Source organism: Streptomyces wuyuanensis (assembly GCF_900103455.1).
GTDB classification, from domain to species: Bacteria; Actinomycetota; Actinomycetes; order Streptomycetales; family Streptomycetaceae; genus Streptomyces; species Streptomyces wuyuanensis.
The window spans coordinates 51,630-70,417 of record NZ_FNHI01000033.1 but is presented as its reverse complement, the minus strand read 5'-3'; the positions used below and the strand labels follow the sequence as shown (position 1 = coordinate 70,417).

19 protein-coding genes and 6 pseudogenes are annotated in these 18,788 nt (G+C 68.4%); 14 read left to right on the top strand and 11 right to left on the bottom strand.

Annotated elements, in window-relative coordinates; genetic code table 11:
* Positions 1-299, top strand: a 299-nt coding sequence (locus tag BLT82_RS34405) for an integrase core domain-containing protein (protein ID WP_143041518.1), incomplete at its 5' end; no start/stop codon positions are given.
* Positions 300-316: 17 nt separating this feature from the next.
* On the opposite strand, the pseudogene BLT82_RS34400 reads toward BLT82_RS34405, so the two are convergent.
* From BLT82_RS34400 to BLT82_RS37460, 4 genes and pseudogenes are all read right to left on the bottom strand, one after another.
* Positions 317-1,513: pseudogene (locus tag BLT82_RS34400) on the bottom strand (IS3 family transposase).
* A 71-nt stretch (positions 1,514-1,584) separates the two neighbouring features.
* Positions 1,585-1,770, bottom strand: coding sequence for a hypothetical protein (locus BLT82_RS38405; protein WP_244529885.1), 186 nt, complete (start codon positions 1,768-1,770; stop codon positions 1,585-1,587).
* A 20-nt stretch (positions 1,771-1,790) separates the two neighbouring features.
* Positions 1,791-1,910, bottom strand: a pseudogene (locus tag BLT82_RS38400) (transposase); the annotation flags it as partial.
* A 51-nt stretch (positions 1,911-1,961) separates the two neighbouring features.
* A pseudogene (locus BLT82_RS37460) lies at positions 1,962-2,150 on the bottom strand (IS5/IS1182 family transposase); the annotation flags it as partial.
* Between the two features lie 217 nt (positions 2,151-2,367).
* Between BLT82_RS37460 and BLT82_RS34385 the strand changes: the two are divergent.
* Complete coding sequence (locus BLT82_RS34385) at positions 2,368-4,260, top strand: serine hydrolase (protein WP_093662091.1); 1,893 nt, start codon at positions 2,368-2,370, stop codon at positions 4,258-4,260.
* Between the two features lie 25 nt (positions 4,261-4,285).
* Here the strand turns inward: BLT82_RS34385 and BLT82_RS34380 are convergent.
* A pseudogene (locus tag BLT82_RS34380) lies at positions 4,286-4,625 on the bottom strand (transposase family protein); the annotation flags it as partial.
* A gap of 59 nt (positions 4,626-4,684) precedes the next feature.
* Here BLT82_RS34380 and BLT82_RS34375 point away from each other — a divergent pair.
* From BLT82_RS34375 to BLT82_RS37455, 3 genes are all read left to right on the top strand, one after another.
* Positions 4,685-5,065: a hypothetical protein gene (locus BLT82_RS34375; protein WP_244529882.1), complete on the top strand. Its 381-nt coding sequence runs from the start codon at positions 4,685-4,687 to the stop codon at positions 5,063-5,065.
* 87 nt (positions 5,066-5,152) lie between these two features.
* On the top strand, positions 5,153-5,734 hold the full coding sequence (locus tag BLT82_RS34370; protein WP_244529881.1) for an NAD(P)H-dependent oxidoreductase: 582 nt from the start codon (positions 5,153-5,155) through the stop codon (positions 5,732-5,734).
* A gap of 331 nt (positions 5,735-6,065) precedes the next feature.
* Complete coding sequence (locus tag BLT82_RS37455) at positions 6,066-6,212, top strand: hypothetical protein (RefSeq protein WP_167746166.1); 147 nt, start codon at positions 6,066-6,068, stop codon at positions 6,210-6,212.
* A gap of 799 nt (positions 6,213-7,011) precedes the next feature.
* Here BLT82_RS37455 and BLT82_RS34360 read toward each other — a convergent pair.
* Positions 7,012-9,282 carry an MMPL family transporter gene (locus tag BLT82_RS34360; RefSeq protein ID WP_093662089.1) on the bottom strand — a complete coding sequence of 757 codons (2,271 nt, stop codon included), beginning with the start codon at positions 9,280-9,282 and terminating at the stop codon, positions 7,012-7,014.
* A gap of 176 nt (positions 9,283-9,458) precedes the next feature.
* On the opposite strand from BLT82_RS34360, the gene BLT82_RS34355 reads away from it, so the two are divergent.
* On the top strand, positions 9,459-10,631 hold the full coding sequence (locus BLT82_RS34355) for a sensor histidine kinase (protein WP_093662087.1): 1,173 nt from the start codon (positions 9,459-9,461) through the stop codon (positions 10,629-10,631).
* Positions 10,606-11,268: a response regulator gene (locus BLT82_RS34350; protein WP_093662085.1), complete on the top strand. Its 663-nt coding sequence runs from the start codon at positions 10,606-10,608 to the stop codon at positions 11,266-11,268. The genes BLT82_RS34355 and BLT82_RS34350 overlap by 26 nt, the downstream gene beginning before the upstream one ends.
* A 78-nt stretch (positions 11,269-11,346) precedes the next feature.
* Here the strand turns inward: BLT82_RS34350 and BLT82_RS37445 are convergent, their stop codons facing one another.
* A complete protein-coding gene (locus BLT82_RS37445; RefSeq protein ID WP_167746164.1) occupies positions 11,347-11,487 on the bottom strand; it encodes a hypothetical protein in 141 nt (46 codons plus the stop codon).
* A 112-nt stretch (positions 11,488-11,599) separates the two neighbouring features.
* Between BLT82_RS37445 and BLT82_RS34345 the strand changes: the two genes are divergently transcribed.
* Positions 11,600-11,995, top strand: a complete 396-nt coding sequence (locus tag BLT82_RS34345) for a hypothetical protein (RefSeq protein WP_093662097.1) — start codon at positions 11,600-11,602, stop codon at positions 11,993-11,995.
* On the opposite strand, the gene BLT82_RS34340 is transcribed toward BLT82_RS34345, so the two are convergent.
* A complete protein-coding gene (locus tag BLT82_RS34340) occupies positions 11,982-13,211 on the bottom strand; it encodes an FAD-dependent oxidoreductase (protein ID WP_093662083.1) in 1,230 nt (409 codons plus the stop codon). The genes BLT82_RS34345 and BLT82_RS34340 overlap by 14 nt on opposite strands.
* A gap of 141 nt (positions 13,212-13,352) precedes the next feature.
* Between BLT82_RS34340 and BLT82_RS38395 the strand changes: the two are divergent.
* From BLT82_RS38395 to BLT82_RS34320, 5 genes and pseudogenes are all read left to right on the top strand, one after another.
* A pseudogene (locus tag BLT82_RS38395) lies at positions 13,353-13,581 on the top strand (oxygenase MpaB family protein); the annotation flags it as partial.
* 525 nt (positions 13,582-14,106) lie between these two features.
* Positions 14,107-14,460, top strand: a pseudogene (locus tag BLT82_RS34335) (ABC transporter); the annotation flags it as partial.
* 61 nt (positions 14,461-14,521) lie between these two features.
* Positions 14,522-14,836 carry a transposase gene (locus BLT82_RS34330; RefSeq protein ID WP_280142516.1) on the top strand — a complete coding sequence of 105 codons (315 nt, stop codon included), beginning with the start codon at positions 14,522-14,524 and terminating at the stop codon, positions 14,834-14,836.
* A gap of 132 nt (positions 14,837-14,968) precedes the next feature.
* Positions 14,969-15,625: a YrhB domain-containing protein gene (locus BLT82_RS34325; RefSeq protein WP_167746162.1), complete on the top strand. Its 657-nt coding sequence runs from the start codon at positions 14,969-14,971 to the stop codon at positions 15,623-15,625.
* Positions 15,583-16,041 carry a hypothetical protein gene (locus tag BLT82_RS34320; protein WP_143041580.1) on the top strand — a complete coding sequence of 153 codons (459 nt, stop codon included), beginning with the start codon at positions 15,583-15,585 and terminating at the stop codon, positions 16,039-16,041. The genes BLT82_RS34325 and BLT82_RS34320 overlap by 43 nt, the downstream gene beginning before the upstream one ends.
* A gap of 91 nt (positions 16,042-16,132) precedes the next feature.
* Here BLT82_RS34320 and BLT82_RS34315 read toward each other — a convergent pair whose 3' ends face one another.
* Positions 16,133-16,504: a hypothetical protein gene (locus BLT82_RS34315; RefSeq protein WP_244529879.1), complete on the bottom strand. Its 372-nt coding sequence runs from the start codon at positions 16,502-16,504 to the stop codon at positions 16,133-16,135.
* Positions 16,505-16,594: 90 nt separating this feature from the next.
* Between BLT82_RS34315 and BLT82_RS34310 the strand changes: the two genes are divergently transcribed.
* Entirely contained in the window at positions 16,595-17,182 is a 588-nt protein-coding gene (locus BLT82_RS34310; RefSeq protein WP_093662075.1) for a hypothetical protein, read from the top strand.
* A 110-nt stretch (positions 17,183-17,292) separates the two neighbouring features.
* On the opposite strand, the gene BLT82_RS34305 is transcribed toward BLT82_RS34310, so the two are convergent.
* The gene (locus tag BLT82_RS34305; protein ID WP_093662073.1) at positions 17,293-17,778 is read right to left on the bottom strand and encodes a hypothetical protein; all 486 of its coding nucleotides are present in this window, start codon (positions 17,776-17,778) and stop codon (positions 17,293-17,295) included.
* A gap of 172 nt (positions 17,779-17,950) precedes the next feature.
* Complete coding sequence (locus tag BLT82_RS34300) at positions 17,951-18,430, bottom strand: diadenosine tetraphosphate hydrolase (protein WP_093662071.1); 480 nt, start codon at positions 18,428-18,430, stop codon at positions 17,951-17,953.
* Positions 18,431-18,788 lie beyond the last annotated feature (358 nt).

Genomic DNA, 18,788 nt, shown 5'->3' with positions numbered 1-18,788 from the left:
AATACGTGTCAATTCGGTATACCGACCGGCTGTCCGACATCGGAGCATCGGCCTCGGTCGGCTCGGTCGCGGACAGCTATGACAACGCGATGGCCGAGGCGCTGAACGGCACTTTCAAGGCCGAGCTGATCGAGATGCAGGGCCCCTGGAAGGACGTCGACCAGGTCGAACGGGCGATCTTCCAGTGGATCACCTGGTACAACGAAGAACGCCTCCACTCCGCACTCGACTACGTACCGCCCGCCGAGTACGAGAAAGCCTTCTGGCAGAGCCAGGAGCAAACCCCGCAGTCCGCCTGAAACAAGATCACCGGACTCTACGAAACTCGGGGCAGCTCAAGTTGCTGTTCGAACTCGGCTGGTGTGAGGTAGCCGAGCGCGGAATGCCGACGGCGCCGGCTGTAGTACGACAGCCAGCGGAACAGCTCGAGCCGAGTCTGTGCCTTCGAAGTCCAGCGCCTCCCGTGGAGCAACTCGCGCTTGAGGCCCTGGAAGAACGACTCGGCGAGGGCGTTGTCATAGCTCGAGCCGACCCGGCCCATGCTGCGTCGGATGCCGTGCCGGTCGCATACCTCGGCGAAGGCGGCCGCTGTATTGGGCGCCCCTGTCGGTGTGGAAAACGACGCCACGAACCCGCCCGCCCCGGGTGGCCACGGCCATCTTGATCGCGTCGGTGACCAGCGAGGTGCGCATGTGGTCGGCGATCGACCAGCCCACCACCCGCCTCGAGCAGATGTCGATCACCGTCGCCAGATACAGCCACGTCCCGCCGACGGCTATGTACGTGATGTCGCCGCACCACCTGGTGTTCAGCGTGTCCGCGTTGAAGTCGCGCATCACCAGGTCCGGCACGGGCAGCGCCGTCCTGTCCGCAATCGTCGTCCGCTGCTTCTTCCGCAGGTGACGGCCGACGATGTGGTTGATCCGCATCAGTCGGGTGACACGCTTGCGGTTGATCCTCCGTCCTCTCGCACACAGCTCAGCATGGACGCGCGGAGCCCCATACGCCCCCTGATGTTCGGCATGGATGGAGCGGATCTCCCTCACGGTCCGCTTCTCCTCGGACCGGCGCTCGGCGCGGGCCTGCTCGGTGGCCAGGTGCCGGTAGTAGCCCGGCGCGGGATACCCCCAGCACCCGGCAGATCCGCTTGACGCCGAAGTCGGCGCAGTTCTCGGAGATGAAGTCCCAGCGGCGGGGGCTCACTTCACCTCCCGGGCGAAATAGGCAGCTGCACGGCGCAGGATCTCGCGCTCCAGCTGCCACTCCTGCTCGGCCTTCAGCAGCCGGGCGTTCTCCGCCCGCAGCCGGGCCAGCTCCTCCGCCGCGCTCACGCCCCTATCGCGGCCCTCGGGCGCGGCCTGAGCCTCGTCCTTGCGCACCCACGTCCGCAGCGACTCCGCGGTGATACCGAGATCAGCAGCCACCGACGCATACGTCCGCTTCCGGCCGCGGCGCGATAGAGCGCGACAGCGTCTCTCCTGAACTCCTCCGGATACGGAGACTTACGTCCCACCTGGACATCCCTCCCTGGACCGTCAAGATCCATTGTCAGGGTGTCCACTCCAAAGGATCAGCCTCACACGGTCACTTCACCCAGAGGACCAAGCATCGCTTGAGGACATCACGCTCCATCTCCAGCTCGCGGATCCGCTTGTTCTTCTCACCCATCTCCCGCCGCAGCCGCTCCAGCTCGACGCGCTCGGCCTCGCGCATCCGCCCGGCGCGGGCTCGGTCGGCCGGTCCGACGACGCCGACCCGTTGCGCTGCCACCGCGACACCCAGCTGCGCAGCGTGCCCGAGTGCACGCCGAGCTCCTCGGCGACCTCCGGGATCGGCCTGCCCGTCTCGATCACTATGCGTACAGCACCCTCACGAAACTCCGGCGTGTACGTCCGGTACTTGGACCCCATGAACCCCAACTTCCCCTGCAATCAAGGACTCCACGCTACGAGGGGAGGGACAAGATGGACCAACGTGAGCAGCGCCTGCTTGAAGCAACCGAGTTTGCGCCAGCGGACGTTGTGGGCCCGGCGGTGCTCGTACAGCAGCCAGGAAACATGCTCGACGAGCTCGTGCGGGACGTCGAGCATGGCAGGATACGGAATCAACAGCTCCCCTTCGGTCGCCAGCGTGTTGAGTGGAATTGCCACGCCAACGACGAGGGGCCCTGCCTCGTAACCGCGCCCGCTGACCAGCCCATTTCACCCTTCAGCGCAGGATGAAAGAGGCTCAGTGGCCACGCCGAGAAGGCTCAGTAAATCCTCTTGCGGCCTCCGGTGGCGCTCGGCCGGAGGTCAAGTAGCCTTGGATTTGGTGGGGGTCCGCGAAGTCACCACTCCCGTTCGCGTTCAACTGCCAGGAGGGTCGATGACCATCATCCTGCCATGGGTCGTAAAGCATGATCTGACTAAGGCTCAGTACGAAGCCGAGTTCGATCGACTCTCCAACAGGGAGGGTTATGCCCTCAAGGAGATCTGCGGTTACCAGATCGGTGACCAAGCGAATTATTCCGCGATCTGGGAGCAGCGAGCGGGGCCCGAGTGGTGGTCACTCCACGCCATCCCCTACTCACAATATCGCGACATGTACTTCACTCGCCGCAACGAGGGATACCGCCCTGTTCGGCTCAACGGACACAACATTGGCGGAGAGGTGTTCTTCGCAACCATCTGGGAGAAGCGGCCAGGTCCCGACTCGTGGTCACGTCACGAAATTCCGGAGTCCGAACTTCATGCCCAGTTCGATGAACTCGACAAAGCTGGGTACCGGCTTGTCGACATCAGCGGATATCCTGCTCCGGACTTCCGTGGCGCGCAATTCACCATGATCATGGAAAAGGCGACTGACGGACGTCATTGGGGATGGATATCTCCACGCGTAGGCGAAGAGTACCAGAAAGCCTTCATGAGGGCTCTCGATGAGGGATACCGGCCCGTCCGCGTGAGCGGGTTTCTTCACAGTGGCGCTCAGCCTCCTTATTACACCGCAGTTCTGGAAAAGGGTGCAGCGTGCCATGTGATAGCACGCCACGGTATCGACTCCCGAATGCACCAACATGAAGTCGAACACAACAACAGGACACATCGGCAGATATCGGTGGGCGGTTTCACGTCTCACTACGGAGGCGGCAAAAATGCAACGCCCGGATTCTGTCCGGTCTGGAGGGAATGCGAGGCCGGCGCCGTCATACCGCGCTTGGTGGACGCGTTCATGAGCAAGTTCTCCGTACCCGGACTGTCATTGGCGATCGCCCAGCAGGGTGGGCTGGTCTACGCCCAAGGTTTCGGCTCGGCGGCCATGGACACGGGCGAGAAGGTGACGCCCTCGAGTCTGTTCCGCATCGCAAGCGCCTCCAAGCCGATCACTGCCGCAGCCATCATGAAGCTGATCGAGGAAGGAAGAATCCAGCTCTCGGACACCGTCTTCGGGGCCACGGGAATCCTGGGAACGACATACGGCAGGCAGCCCTACGGAACCGGCATCGAAAGCATCACGATACAGAATCTCCTGGAGCACACGGCCGGACCTGGCTGGAGCAATGACAGACCGGATCCCATGTACGAAAATCCGGAGATGAATCAGGACGACCTTGTCTCATGGGTGATCAATGAGCGCCCTCTGAACAATGCTGCGGGTGTGGGAACCAAGCACAAGTACTCGAACTTCGGGTACTGCCTGCTGGGGCGAGTCATCGAAAGGGTCACCGGTGAGCACTATGATACGTACGTAAGGCAACACATATTGGCCCCATGTGGCATCACCAATATGCATCTGGCCGGGAACACCAGAGCGGACCGCCGTGCGGACGAAGTCACGTATGTCGACCAGGATGGGGGAGACCCGTACGGCATCCCAGTGACCCGGATGGATGCGCACGGGGGTTGGTTGAGCAATGCCGTTGACCTGATGCGTTTCGCTGTTCGGGTCGATGGCTTCGGATCGGAACAGGACATCCTGAACTCCGCGTCGATCAGAGTCATGACCACGCCATCCACAGCCAAGGATGCGAACGGCTACGCCAAAGGATGGCACGTGAACCCGGCCACCGGAACGTGGACGCACCTCGGGAGGCTTGAGGGCACCAGCTCTGTCCTGGCGCGCACCAGGCACGGCATGTGCTGGGCGGCCCTTGCCAACACTCGAAAATCCGACGCTGGCGACAAAGAAAACGCTGACAAGAATTCCCACCTGGGCCTCGACAGGCTGATGTGGGAGATACACGACCAGGCGGACGTCTGGCCCGACGCTCAAGACATCTGAATGACGTGGCGCTCACTGAGCTTCTTCAGCGTTGCCGCTCCAGGGTGAGGACGGCCTTGGCCATTGACGTCATGCGGTTGGGGCTGCATCGGGACCTGCGGAAGATGCGCCAGGACTTCAGCCTCGCGACGCCGCGTTCGACGGGCGCTTGTGCCGCGGCCAGGGCACGGTTGCTGGTGGGGGGTGAGTTCCTGCAGGGGCCTGCGTTTGATGCCGGTGGTCAGCCACGGGCCGGCGCCCTGGTAGGCGAGATCGGCCAGGATGGGAACGCCCTGACGCTCGCAGATCCGGACGATCCGGTGGGTGCGTGCGGCGGTCAGGTCGTGAGTGCGGCCCGGCAGGGCGGGCGAGAGCCACAGCAGCCGGCGGGGTTCACTCTGGTGCGCTTGTCGAGGACGGAGACTGGTTCGCCGACTGCCCGGTGGTGCTGGACTTTGACGGCCTTCAGGTGGAGGTTTGCCACTCGAAGCTCGAACTCTCAATCGGCTGGGACACGATCGACACCGCAGCGACCATCACCGGGTGGGAGTGGTTCGAGCTCACGCCCCAGTGGTCTCACAGCGATGAACGCCTGGCGCGGTTTGCCGGCCAGGAACTGCGCGAGGTCGCTCTGCTTGAGTGGCGTCCAGCAGACCGTGACCTGGCAGCCGGAACTGTGGCGGTGGAGTTCGCCTTCGCCGAGGGCTGTCTGCGGATCGTCAACGGCCTCGACGAGAACCGCATTGTTCAGACAGAAGTGAACCAACTGCGACGGCCTATGCTTTTTGCTGTGCTCTCGGCACTGGCCTCCGCGAGAGGCGGCTGAGGGATAATGATGATCAGCTGTGCACAGGCTCATAGCTGCGGTGGCCCGATGATGTCCGTGTCAACTGGGGGAAAGTTGCGTATAGGGGTGTATCTCGCGCACCCGCGGCCGGGGAGCTTCAACCACGCGATTTTTGACGCCGTTGTGGAGGAGCTGCGCGGGCGAGGGGCCACGGTATTGGCGCATGACCTGTGCGCTGAAGGGTTCACACCGTTGCTGTCCGCCGATGAGACGGGGACGGTCGAGGCGGCGGCACGCGCTCACGACGCGCAGGTGGCGCTGCACCGAACAGAGGTGGCCACATGCGATGCCATGGTGTTCGTCCACCCGAACTGGTGGGGTATGCCGCCCGCTGTCCTTGCGGGCTGGGTGCAGCGCGTACTTGCGCCTGGCGTCGCCTACAAGCTGGGTACCGCGGAGGGCGAACCCGCTGGGCTTCTGAAGGCAGGCAGGGCTCTCGTGCTGAACACTTCCGACACTCCCGCCGACCGGGAAGAGAGCGAGTTCGGCGACCCCCTGCAGAGAATCTGGACGGCATGTGTCCTGCCGTACGTGGGAGTCTCCGATGTGCGCCGGGTCGTCTTCCGAACCGTCACCGACTCAGCCGATGAAGATCGCTTGGCCTGGCTGGTACACGCACGCCAGCAGGCAGCCGCCCTCTTGGCCTGAACCGGTAGCGAGCTCCGTGCACGTTCTCACGTACCAGGCTGTGCAGATTCACGGCCCTGGCAAGAATTTCGTGGGCAGAGATCAGCTCGGTGACACGGCAGCCGGTCCGCAAAGCGGCAGCCTGCGGCTGTGCTCTGTTGAACTGACCAAGCCGCTGCCGCAGTTGGCCGAAGTGCTGGTCGTGTCGGTTGACGGCTCTGATGCTGGTGTGGTTGTTCGCGCCTGTACGAGGTCTGGTGTTCCAAACGATGTGCGGCGTGCGGCCAGCTCAGCGAGTGGTGTCACAGCCGTTACGTACGGCGCCTCGCCGACGTGTCTCTGGGGTCGGCCTGTGAACATCTACTCGTCCGTACGCCGCCTGTACTGCCAGAACACGACATGCCCGAAAGTGACCTTCGCCGAACAGATAGCGGGGCTGACCGTGTGCTATCAGCGGCGGACGCCGCAGTGGCAGCGTCTGGTGGAGACATCGGTGTAGTGCTAGCGGGTCGGGGAGGTGCCCGGATGCTGCGGATCTTGAACATCGCGCTCTCGCGGTGCACCGTTCTGTCTCAGCTGATGCGGGTGCCGCTTCCGCCGCTGGTGACGCCCCGGGTGCTGGGGGTGGACGACTTCGCGCTCTACGGGACACCTACGGCCCTCCTGGTCGGCGCCAGCACCCGACTCCCGGCTCACACTCTGGGAGGGACGCGACGCGGCAGGCTCAGCCGTTGGCTCCGCGAGCACCCAGGTGTCGAGGTCGCCTGCCGCGACGGCTCCCTCACCTACCGGCAGGGCGTCGCGGGCGGGGCTCCCGGTGCGGTGCAGGTCAGCGACCGTTTCCACTTCTGGCAGGGGATCATCCGCCGCGTCCAGGACACCACTTCCACCCACCGCGGTTGTCTGTCGGCGGGCCGCACAGTGCATGAGGCCGCCGAGGCGAGCCTGCCCGAACCGGGCTCCGCGCGAGGGGCGAACCCCCGAACGAGGGGTGCCGGGCCCCGCGGCCGGGGAACCAGGTCCGGGGCATCCCCGCCGCAGAGCGGTGCGCGGGCTCGGGCGCGGCGGGGTGCGGAGGGAGTAGGAGATGTGTCTGGGCCCTGCCCTGCACGCGGAGTGCGGGGCCCAGACGGGGCGGGGCACGCGTCAACATGACCTGCCGGATTCCCTGCGACTGCGGTGGTTGCGACCAGTGGCAATTTTCAAGGACCTCACCAGGACCACCGATGATCACGACTCGATATGCCCCTTAGGTGACGCGCTGAGGTGCCGGACGCCAAGGGCGGGCAGCAGTCGAGTCAACGGTCAACCAGCCGTGGACGCGGGGCCTCACCCGTGGATTCCGCATCGGGGTCGTCGGTGCCGACCGGGCCGCGGGGAAGGAGCCGGTCCAGCCACCCCGGCAGCCACCAGTTGGCCCGGCCGAGGAGTGTCATGGTCGCCGGTACCAGCACCATGCGGACGACCGTCGCGTCGATGAGGATCGCGGTGGCCAGGCCGAGCCCGAACATCTTGGTGGAGGGGTCCTCGGCGACGGCGAAGGACAGGAAGACCGCCACCATGATGAGGGCGGCCGACGTGATGATCCGGGCGGTGCCCGCGACGCCCTCCACGATCGCCGTGCCGTTGTCGCCGGTGCGCACGTACTCCTCGCGCACGCGCGAGAGAAGGAACACCTCGTAGTCCATCGACAGGCCGAACAGGATGGCGAAGAGGAACATCGGGATGAACGACACGATCGGAACCGTCGCCTCCAGCCCGATGAGTGCGCCTCCCCAGCCCCACTGGAAGACCGCGACCATGATGCCGTAGGCCGCGCCGATGCTCAGCAGGTTCAGCAGCACCGCCTTGAGCGGTACGACGACCGAGCGGAAGACCAGCATCAGCAGCAGGAACGAGAGCGCCAGCACGGCGGCGACGAACACCGGCAGACGTTCGCTGGTGCGTCGGCCCACGTCGGACAGGCTCGCGGCGGCCCCGCCGACGTGCGCCCTGGCCGGGCCTTGTCCGATCGCCGCGGGCAGCACCTCGGTGCGCAGCCGGGTGAGGGTGTCGGCCGTGGCCTCCGCCTGAGGGCTGGTGGTCGGGAACACCACGAGGGTCGCGACGCCGGTGGCCCGGTCGATGCGCGCCGGGGCGACGGACGCGATCCCCGGATCCGCCGCGACCGCCCCAACGAGACGGTCCACCACTCCGGGATCACCGGCGGGGTCCGCGGCGATGACGAGAGGACCGTTGGTGCCCGGGCCGAAGCCCTCGGCGACGAGGTCGTAGGCACGGCGCTCGGTACGGCTCTGCGGCAGTGAGCCGTCGTCGGGCAGGCCGACGCGCAGGCCGAGCACGGGCAGCGTCGCCGTCAGCAGCAGCGCCGCGGCGCCGACCGCATACGGCACCGGGTGCCGGCCGACGTGCCCGAGCCAGCGCCGCCACCCGGCGGCGGGGGCTGCGCCCGCCGCCGGGTCCCGCCGCCGGGCGAGTCGGCCCAGCTTCCTGGTCTGCAGAGCCCGGCCGATCCGGCCGGATCGGCCCAGCCGCGGGCCCGCCGCGCCGAGGAAGGCCGGCAGCAGCGTCACCGACGCGAGCACCATCGTCAGGACGACGATCGAGACGGCAACCCCGCCCACTGTCATGAACGGCACGTTCGCGACCGCCAGGCCGAGGATCGACACGACGACGGTGCCGCCGGCGAAGACCACCGGCCTCCCCGCCGTTGCCACCGCTCGCCCCGCCGCCGTCTGCGGATCGAGCCCGCACGCGAGGTACTCCCGGTGCCTGGCGAGCACGAACAGCGCGTAGTCGATGCCCACTCCGAGCCCGACCATGCTGCCCAGGACCGGTGCGAAGGTGGGGACCTCTGTCACCCCTGCCAGTACCGTCATCGTGGCGACCCCGACGGTCAGCCCGAAGACCGCCATGCCGATCGGCAGCGCGGCGGCGACGAGCGAACCGAACGCCAGGAACAGGATCGCGGCCGCGGCGAGGAGGCCGATCAGCTCGCTTGCGCCGCCGTCGGGGTCGGAGAAGACGTAGAAGAGGTTCCCGCCCATCTCGATGCGCAGCGGCAGCTCGGCGCGCAGCCGGTCGCCGAGATCGACGAGGGCGTCGAGGTCTTCGGCCGACAGCCGGCTCTGGTCGGGGTACTGCACCCGGACGACCGCGATCCGCCCGTCGGCCGACAGGAGGCCGCCGCGCACGGCGGTGTCCCCGCGTGCGTCGAGCGCCCCCGCCGGGTCGCTCGTGCCGAGCACGTGCGGCAGCCGCTTCACCTCGGTCTGCAGCCGCGTGAGAGCGGTGCGCGCGCCGTCGTGGTCGAAGAACGTCGCACCGTCGTCGAGGGGGGTGACGACCACTTGGGCGGTCATCCCCTCCTGGCCGGTGCCTGCCCGCTCGATCAGTTCCGCGGCCCGTCGGGAGTCCAGTCCCGGAGCGGTCATCGAGTCCGCGGTCCGCCCGCCGAAGGCGGCGGCGGCGAGGACGGCGAGCGTGGCGGCGATCAGCCATGCCGCGATCACCCGCCAGGGATGGCGGGCGGCGCTTGCGCCCAGGCGCAACAGGGCTTTCGAGAGCATCGGGTCCTCCAACCACCTCGGCGGCCGTCCTTGTACGGCCGCCGATGCGTAAGGCTCGTCGCCGCGGCGCTCTGCGGCATCGGCTCGCGGGCCGCGGATCCGTCGGCCCCGGGGCGGAGTGACGAACCGTCCTTTCGGCCGATGCGCGGCACGCCGCGGTCCCTAGGCTGAGAACCGTGCTCCGAGACGACCTGCGAACCCTGTGGACCGAACCCCGGCCGCCCGGCGCGCCGGCCCGGGTGTGGCGGGACTGGGCGCTGTTCGCCGTGGGCCTTGCCGGTGTGGCGCTGGAGGCCACCCTGCGCGAGAACGTCGTGTGGCGGCCGGTGGCGGTGGTGTTCACCGTTTGGCTGTGCCTGCTGCCCCTGTGGCGCCGGACCCGCCCGCTGGCGATGGTGACGCTGGCGTTCGGCTCGGTGATCCTGCTTCAGGTGGCCTCGCTGGTCGCCGCACCGCGCGAGCCCGTCGGCCTGTACACCGGCGCGGTCGTGCTCGTGCTGGTGTACGCGCTGCCCCGGTGGGGATCGGGACGCGAGATCGTGCTGGGCGGCGCGGTGATCCTCGCGGCCGGCGCGCTGTGTTCCGTCACGGACGAGACCCCGGTCGGCGAGAACGTCGTGGGCTTCGTCTTCCTGCTACTGCCCGGCGTGGTCGGTGCTGCCGTGCGGTTCCGGGTGACCGCTCGCGAGCGGCAGTTGGAGCAAGTGCGCTCCCGCGAGCGCGAGCAGCTCGCCCGGGAATTGCACGACACGGTGGCCCACCACGTGTCTGCCATGGTGATCATCGCCCAGGCGGGCGGGGTACTCGCGGGCACCGACCCGTCCGCCGCCGTCAAGGCGCTGGAGGGGGTCGAGGAGGAAGGGGCGCGCACGCTGGAGGAAATGCGCGCCATGGTCGCCGCGCTGCGCGACCGCGGGGTCGGCGCGGAGCTGGCGCCCCCTGCCGGAGTCGCGGATCTGGAGCGCCTGGTGCGCACCCCGGGTGGTCGCCTCAGGGTCGACCTGGGGCTCGACGGCGAACTGGACGCGCTGCCCCCGGCCGTGGACGCGGCCGTCTACCGGATCGTGCAGGAGTCGGTGACCAACGCGCTGCGCCATGCGGTCGACGCGACCGAGCTCGTCGTTCGGGTCGCCGCGGAACGGCACACGGTACGGGTGAGCGTGCGCGACAACGGCCGGCGCACCGGCCGGGGTCGCGACGGATACGGACTTACCGGACTGCGCGAGCGCGCGACCCTGCTCGGCGGCACACTACGAGCCGGCCCGGGTACCGACCGGGGCTGGCATGTCGAAGCCGAACTGCCGAGAGCGAGGAGCGAGAGCGATGTCCATTCGCGTCCTCGTCGCTGACGACCAGACGATCATCCGCACCGGGTTGCGGATCATGCTGAACGCCCAGCCCGGCATCGAGGTGGTCGGCGAGGCCGCCGACGGGCGGGAAGCGATACGTCTGGCCCGCGAACTACGCCCCGACGTCTGCCTGTTCGACATCCGCATGCCCGTACTCGACGGGCTCGAGGCCACCCGGCTGGTCGCCGGCCCGGGCGTCGCCGACCCGCTGGCCGTGGTCGTCATCACCACGTTCGACCTCGACGAGTACGTCTACGGCTCACTGCGTGCCGGCGCCCGCGGATTCCTCCTCAAGGACGCGGGACCAGACCTTCTGGCCCAGGCCGTACGGTCGGCGTCCGACGGTGAGGCGCTCATCGCGCCCAGCGTCACCGTCCGCCTGCTCCAGACATTCGCGGACCTGCCCGCCGGCCGGCCCGCGGCCCAGCCGGTCTCACCCGTCACCACCCGCGAGGAGCAGGTACTCCTCGCCGTCGCCCGCGGGCTGACCAACACCGAGATCGCCGATACACTGCACATCAGCCTCAGCACGGTGAAGACACATCTGGCCAGCCTGATGGCCAAACTCGGCGCCCGCAACCGGGTCGAGATCGCGATGTGGGCCTACGAAACGCGCCGTATCCTCCCCGCAACCTGAGCCGGGCGCCGGGCCATGTCCCACGAATCCCCGCCCGGACATCAGTGCACCGGTCGGCTCACATCGGCTCCACGTGCCTCACCCACCCCAGAGCGTGACGCACCAGGAAGCGAGGTCTTCGAGACCGGCGGTGTCGGCCAGGGGGCGGAGGGAGCGGACGGCGCTGGGTATGTCGCAGGCGGCGATATGGCGCCGGATGTCGTCGAATGCGGTGCTCATCGCCCCTGATGATCAGGGGCGGGGCCGGACCGGCCAACTGGTTTTCCGGATCTCGGCTTGGAGCGACGAAGCCCGGACGGGTGGCGTGCCGGGCGGCGCTCATAATGGATCGGTGACGTGGAAAGAGGGTCAGCGGGTGAAGCTGGCGGCGGAGCTCGGCTTGTCCGGTTCGGTGGGTCTGGCCGGGGACTCCGCGGCCGAGGCCGCCGTCGTCGGGTCGCTGTCGCTGGCGGCGGGCTGTGAGGGAACCGTCGAGCGGCGCTACGAGCGGCAGGACCGCCATCAGAGCCAGGAGGTCCGCGAGTATGTCCGGCTCAAGTCGCTCCTGGACGACTTCGGACACCAGATGCCCTCGGCGAGCAGGCAACAGATCGCGGAGCAGGTCAGCTCCCTGGAAGCGGAGTGGGTCGCCCATCAGGAGCGGACGCGGCACGTGAGGGTTCGCGTCCGCCTGGACAACGGGCTCGTCCTCGACGACGCACGCGAGGACCTCTTCACCTCCGCCTGACCCCGGGCGCGTCTCCGGGGAGACGGAAGCCGTTGAAGAGGTCGTCCAGGCCGCGCAGGGCGATGCGGCTGGGGGTGGCGAGGACCGCCAGATCGCGGGCGGCCGCCGCGAGCGGGCTGCGCAGGGCGCCCAGGCGGCCGGCCCGGCGGGCGCGGAGGCGTACGGCGTCGGTGCGGTCACGGCGGGCGGCGGTGTACGCGGCGAGGGCGGCCGGGACGGGGTCCGTGCCTCCGGCTCCGCCGCCACCTGGAGGCGATCCGCCGTCTCCCCCAGGCAGCAGGTGGGCGAGGACGACCGCGTCCTCGATGGCCTGGCAGCCGCCCTGGCCGAGATTGGGGGCCATGGCATGGGCCGCGTCGCCCAGCCAGGCGATCCGGCCGTGGTGAAGGGCGGGGAGCGGGGCGGCCAGGTCATGGAGGTCGTTCTGCAGGACGTCGGCGGGGTGGAGGCGGTCGACACGGTCCAGCAGGTCGGGGATCGGGTCGTGCCATGAGCCGAAGCGGCGCCGGAGTTCGGCGCGCGGATCGGCCGACCGGGTTCCGGCCGGCACGACCGCGGTGGCGTAGAGGTAGAACCGGCCGTCGGCGAGCGGGGTCACGCCGAACCGCTCTCCCCGTCCCCAGGTCTCGCTCATGTCGGATATCCGGAGGTCCGGGGCGTCCACGATGGTGCGCCAGGCGGACTCGCCGATGTAGTGCAGGCCGGGATGGGACGGGAAGAACGCCCGCCGCAACGGGCTGTGGATACCGTCGGCGCTGACGACCAGATCGGCCGGGAGGTCCTCGCCGGCCGCCGTGCGGACGGCCGGCCAGCCCGCGGGATCGTCCACGGCCGTCACGGCGGTGCCGTACCGCAAGGCCTCGGGTGGCAGGGCGGCGGCCAGGGCGGCCGTGAAGGCCGGGCGCGGGACCGCGAGCGGCGCCAGGCCGTAACGGGCCGCCATGGCCGCGGTGCCGACCCGGGTGAGCCACCGGCCGTCACGACGGCGCGCACCCATCGTCGCGGGTACGGCGGTGCCCACCGCGTGGGCGGCGCCCACACCGATGGCCTGAAGGGCTCGCAAGGCGTTGGGGGCGAGACCGATACCGGCACCCGTGGTGGGCGGCTCGGGGGCGCGTTCGCATACCGTCACGTCCCAGCCGCGCCGGTGCAGCGCGATCGCAGCGGTCAGGCCGCCGATTCCGGCCCCGACCACCACCGCATGTCGTCTCCGCACAGCACCCTCCTCGCTTCGGTCCGGCATCGGGCATCCGCCTCCGGCATCCCATCATCGTGGGGGCTGTCGGCGACCGCCGGGGGGCGGGGGGTGGTGCTGGGCGGGGGACGTCGCGGCGCAGGGGCGCGTCACACTGGACGTGTGGAACGTACGGCCGGACGGCTCGGGCTCGCGCCGCGGGTGCGCGAGCGGGTGGGGGACGCGCTGTTCAGCCGGGTGGCGGGGCCCTCCGGGCCCCGGCCACCGGGTGCGCATCCACCAGCGCCCCGGCCCGCGGTGGTTCGCGCCGGGTGAGCCGATCCAGCGTGTCCATGGCGACGCGCCCATGTTCGTCGGCGGGCTCAGCGCCCTGCTCGGCGTCACCGTGCACGGCGCGGACGTCGGCCGGTGGCTCGTACGGCAGCGCGAGACCTGTTGCCGAGCTGCCAGAGGCGCAGCGTGAACGGCTGGCCGCACTCGTAGTCACCGAGCCCGAGCCTACGCCCCGCTCCCAAGGCCGGCGGCCGAGCGGCAGCATGGGAGCGGGGCGTGGCTGCGGCACGCGCATACCTCGCCCGTGAGGGCACGCTGACGGGCGTCTCGCGGTCGCACGTCGAGCGGATCCGGAAGCGAACACCCGGTCGTTGAGGATGGACAGCGCCCACACCAGGTTGATGACCACCAGCAGGCGCAGGCGATACAGTCAGACCTCCTCGTGCTCCCCCGTGCAGGACCTGCCCCACCACCGGCCACACGGGTTGCGTGCGCCACCACGTGCACCAGCTCCGCGCCCCGGCCGGCACCGCAGGCCGCGCTCCCGCGGTGGCACGTCAGCACTCCCGGATGCTCCCTGGGAGCGGGGCCCGGTGACGGCGCCTGTCGCGCGGTTCCCGGCGCGATCAGGTAATCAGAAACGGTGAACAAGGACGCGACCGACGCCTTCGTGCATGTCCAGGGCGCCGGTGAGAACAACCTGCGGAACATCGATGTCGACGTTCCGCGGGACGCGCTGGTCGCCTTCACCGGCGTCTCCGGTTCGGGCAAGTCCTCGCTCGCGTTCGGCACGCTCTACGCGAAGGCCCAGCGGCGCTACTTCGAGTCCGTAGCACCCTACGCCCGAAGGCTGTTGCAGCAGGTCGGCGCACCGCACGTTTAGGAAATCACCGGGCTGCCGCCGGCCGTGGCCCTTCAGCAGCGGCGCGGGTCGCCCAGCTCGCGCTCGACGGTCGGCACCATCACCACGCTGTCCAATCTGCTGCACATGCTGTACTTGAAGCTTCCCCTTGCTGTTGGACACCTGGAGACTGGGACATGAGGTTCCAGAGGAAGTAGTGCCAGGTGGGAGGCAAGAGCAACCGCAGCAGGCCGGACTTGGAGGAGTTCAAGCGCGCGACGCGGTCGCGTTGGTCCGGTCCTCCGGCAAGACCGTCACCGAGGTGGCCCGGGAGATCGGGGTCAGCGCCGAGGGACTTCGCAACTGGGTCAAGCAGGATACGATCGACCGCGGTCAGGGGGCGACGGGCGAGCTCACAAGCACGGAGCGGGAGGAACTGCGTCGGCTGCGGAGGCAGAACCGTGAGCAGGCCGAGACGATCGAGGTGCTGCGAAAAGCGGCGGTCTTCTTCGCGAAGGAGAGCGATCGATGAACGACGTGTACGCGTTCATCGAGGCGGAGAAGACCACCCATAACGTTGCTCTGTTGTGCCGGCTGAGCAAGCCAGGAGCACCCGAGTGAGAATTCGCTGGTGGGTGCGGGCTTGATGACCGATGCTGTCGGGATGATCGAGCGTGAGTTCGCCATCAAGCTGGTCGCAGCGCAGCTCGAGCGCGAGTACCGCAACGAGATGGCGGTGTACGGCAGGTCAGTGGGTGTGTCCGTCGCCCATGTCGAGGAGCATGATCTGTGCTGGATCGTCTCCTGGCAGTCCGACGAGTACCTGCGCACGAGAGACCATCGTCATGCCCTGGTGGGCAACGGCCCCTATCTGGTGGACAAGGCCGACGGCAGTCTGCACCAGATCGGGGTAGTGGACGCGGTGACCGGAGCCTGGGAGCGCGAATACCTCGCACGGATCAAGAGACAGGCCGCACCCGGGCCGGTCGACGCGCTGCACGAAGAGGTACGGGCCGCAGCTTTGGCGCAGGGCAGGGTTGATGCCTTGCGGCTGCTGCGCCGGCGCGTGCCCGCGCTCCGTATCAGCGACGCCAAGGTCTATGTGGCCGCGCTGCTGGCCGATGCAGACCCGCCCGCCGAGCTTGTCGCAGCGGCCACCGAAGCCCTCCCCCGGCCCGCGGAGCTCATCTCCCACGGCATAGCGACCATCACCGGCCCGAACACCCCGACAGAAGCACTTCGGCCGCTGTCCGGGCTACCGGGCCTTGCCCCGCACCGGTGCGCCAGCAAACCGTCCAGTGCTGCGGGACACGCTTCGTAGGCGACTTCCGCGAACTGCTGGCCGACGATCCCGGTGCGCCGAGCATCCACGACGCCGCCGGACTCGAGCCACGCCCCCACGAAACCCAGGTGGCCGCCTACCTGCGCGCCGGTTCGATCCTGGCCGCTTCCCCTTCCACCACCTGCGATGTACTGCGCGGCGACGGCACCGCGATCGGCGCCCTGACGCTCCAGACCGACGGGACATGGTTCTGGTACTCCGACCTGCCCTACTACATCGAGACCTATCACCTCGCACTCGACGACCGCTTCCTCACCCACGCCGCCAACTCCAACTGGCAGCCACCGCAACTCGGCCTCAGCCAACTCCTCGCACTGGAAGAACAACTCACCTCCAGTCGGCCAGCCCACCCATCCGACCAGGACGCCGAAACGCGCCCGTCGTCAGACCTGTAACCGGAGCGGGGAGCCCTTCCAGCTGGCAGCTCGCCACCCACCCCGGCCATCCAGCGACGGGGCAAGTGACAACGGGTGCGCGGCCAGGCCGTCAGGGGGCGGCGCGGGCGACCCACCGGCCGACCGCGGTCCCCGTCGGTTCGGCGGGTTGCTCAGGTGTGGCGGCGCCCGTCAGGCCGGCGAGGTGCTCGACGGCGTGGCGGGTGATGTAGCGGTCGGGGTCGGAAGACTGCAGGTGGCGGCGCAGGAGATCCGGGTCGAGGTCCTGGCGCTGGAGGTAGGCGGCGATTGTGCCGACCAGGAGATGGTTGTGGGCGAGGGCGTCGGTCAGGGCGTACAGGACCAGGCGCTGCCGCTCGCGCATGCAGTCCTGATGGTGGCTGCCCAGGCTCTGGGCGCGGTCAAGGTAGGCGTTGATCTGGCGGCAGTGGTAGGTGACCAGCGCCAGCAGCTCCGGCGGCACCCGTCATCGGCCGCGGCCGGGTACGGGGCGGGCGCACCGGTCAGGCCGCTGTCAGCGCAGCCTAATCGTTCATTGGTCGACAATGAGCGCATGGACGTCCCTGAGCTGCTCGAATCAGCTTCTCTGCTTGTTCCGGAAGAGACCGCCACCGAGAACGACATCACGGTGCGAGACATCTGGGACTACCTCGTCCACGACGAGTGGGAGATCGCCCTGGGCCTGCTGGAGGAACTTGGGGACGGTCGCTCGCTCCCGCTGGCGTTTTGGGAGAAGCTCGCCGACGCGGCTGATCAGCTCCGGCTTGAGCGGAGCGCGGCCTGGTGCCATTGGCGGTGCTCCGAGATTCGTCATGGCGTGATCCGGGCGGATCTGACGCTCCGTCCTGCCGCTGAGGCGCGACGCACCACGGCAATCTCCGGCGCTGGCGTTCTGCGACCCATGTGGGACATCGGACATCTCTCGCCCACCGGTGGGCGTGCGGTCAGCATCGCCGCGCTTTGGGTTGAGGACATGCCCTATCTGGAGCCCGGCGGGCGAGCCACGGTTCGACTCGTGCCCCTCACTCCCTCCCACTGGACGCGCCTCCAGCCCGGCCAGCAGATCGCGATGCACGAGGACCGAACCGTGGCCGGCACGGCAGTCGTCCTGGAGGTTCATCGCCCTGATGGCGATATCTGAATCTCCCCACCCTGTGCTCAGGCGTTCGCCAGACCTGCTCGTTCTACTTCCCCAGGTAGCGGACCGTTGCCTGCGTGGCTGCAGCCTCCCGGACCTAGTGCGGCAGGCGTTCACATAACCGGCGGTTCAGCCAGAAGTACGACGCGATCGGCTTCAACATCGAATCCGAGCACTGGATGGCCGTAATCGCCCTCTGGATCCATCAGTACCGGCTTGTCCAGCCGTCGACCGATGTCGCGAAGGAAACGGCAGAAGACATCGAGCCGCTCCTGGCCCTGAAGCTCTCGCAGGTCCACATCGAAGTCGATCTCCTCGGCTGCATGGAAACGGAAGATCGCCAGTACATCGGTTGACGGCCAGACCCGTAGCTCGGGGCACTCGGCGTCGGTTGGACGGGAGAGCACTGTCTGCGCTGGGGGCACTGGCAGCACGGTCTCGCCCTCGGAGTACTGGTACTTCCAGCCGCGTTCAGCGACAAGGTCAAGGAGTGCCTGCCAGTCCTCGACTGAGGCATCCGGGACACGTGCGTCGGGCAGCGCACCCATCAGGTCAGGGTCGAAGAAGTACGCAACGTCAGCCCACAGCAGATCAGACACTCCGCCATGCTGCCCGGCAGCCCATCGAGACGCAGCCCGATTTCCTAAGCGGCCCGCCCCTCCGTCCCCACCGCCATCCCCGACATCGTCCCGCTGCGACGGGCTCCCTGACGTCCACTGACCGTGATTGATCACCGGGCCCGCCGACCTGACGGTCGGCGGGCCCAGACCATCAGGCCATCGAGCCCAGCCGGTCCAGTTCGCTGCCGATCGCATCCCGCAGCACATCGTGCTGGGAGCCGAGCCTGAATCGCTCGTCACTCCAGCGGTCACCCGGATACAGCCACACCGGCTTGCCCACCAGCTCGGCAGGCTCCCACTCGAACCGCGGCCAGACGTGGGCATGAAGGAACGGGGCCGTGTTGCCGAGGATCTCCAAATTGACCCGGCGAAAGCCGGTGTCCAGCCGGCGACAGGCCCGCTCAACCGCTTCTCCCAGCTGGTCCATGTCGGACAGAAACGACAGCCGCTTGGCCTTCGGCAGGTCAGATAGCCGCTGAACACCCAGCTCGTCCGCGAGGAGAACCGAGTACCCGGGCAGGAACTGAACGTCGCCGATCGCCGCGAAGCCGGACGCAAGTCGCCGCAACACGGTCGGGTTCTCGCCCCGCAGAGCAGCCCCGATCCGGTCCGTCCGCCAGTCACCGCTCATGGACCGAGCCTACCCATGAGTGATCAAGACGTGCTCCTCGCTCCCCACCGTCCTCACTCGCTTCAAGCACCAACCAAGTGAGGCGGCGAGCGGCCCCGGCCGATTTCAAGAATCGCCATCAGCCCTGCCACCGCCATACCCGCAGGGTGACGTGACTGGCTCACAGCCTCCCTGCTGGTGCACGTATCTCCGTACTTGGTGGAGCACTCACAGGGGTACGCCGACACCCCGCCTGCGCAGCTGCCTGACCGCCCGCTGAACCGCCTCGGCCTGGTCCGGGAACAGTGGCCGCTTCGCAGGGCCACCGGGCCGGAGCATCTCAACCAGCGTCATGACGGGCTACCTCGGCAAGAGAGCG

Excerpts from the sequence above, each read along its gene's own strand:
- BLT82_RS34325 (WP_167746162.1), top strand. The coding sequence starts at position 14,969 with ATGATCGAGCGTGAGTTCGCCATCAAGCTGGTCGCAGCGCAGCTCGAG.
- BLT82_RS34385 (WP_093662091.1), top strand. The coding sequence starts at position 2,368 with ATGACCATCATCCTGCCATGGGTCGTAAAGCATGATCTGACTAAGGCT.
- BLT82_RS34360 (WP_093662089.1), bottom strand. The coding sequence starts at position 9,282 with ATGCTCTCGAAAGCCCTGTTGCGCCTGGGCGCAAGCGCCGCCCGCCAT.
- BLT82_RS34300 (WP_093662071.1), bottom strand. The coding sequence starts at position 18,430 with ATGAGCGGTGACTGGCGGACGGACCGGATCGGGGCTGCTCTGCGGGGC.
- BLT82_RS37445 (WP_167746164.1), bottom strand. The coding sequence starts at position 11,487 with ATGAGCACCGCATTCGACGACATCCGGCGCCATATCGCCGCCTGCGAC.
- BLT82_RS34350 (WP_093662085.1), top strand. The coding sequence starts at position 10,606 with ATGTCCATTCGCGTCCTCGTCGCTGACGACCAGACGATCATCCGCACC.
- BLT82_RS34310 (WP_093662075.1), top strand. The coding sequence starts at position 16,595 with ATGGACGTCCCTGAGCTGCTCGAATCAGCTTCTCTGCTTGTTCCGGAA.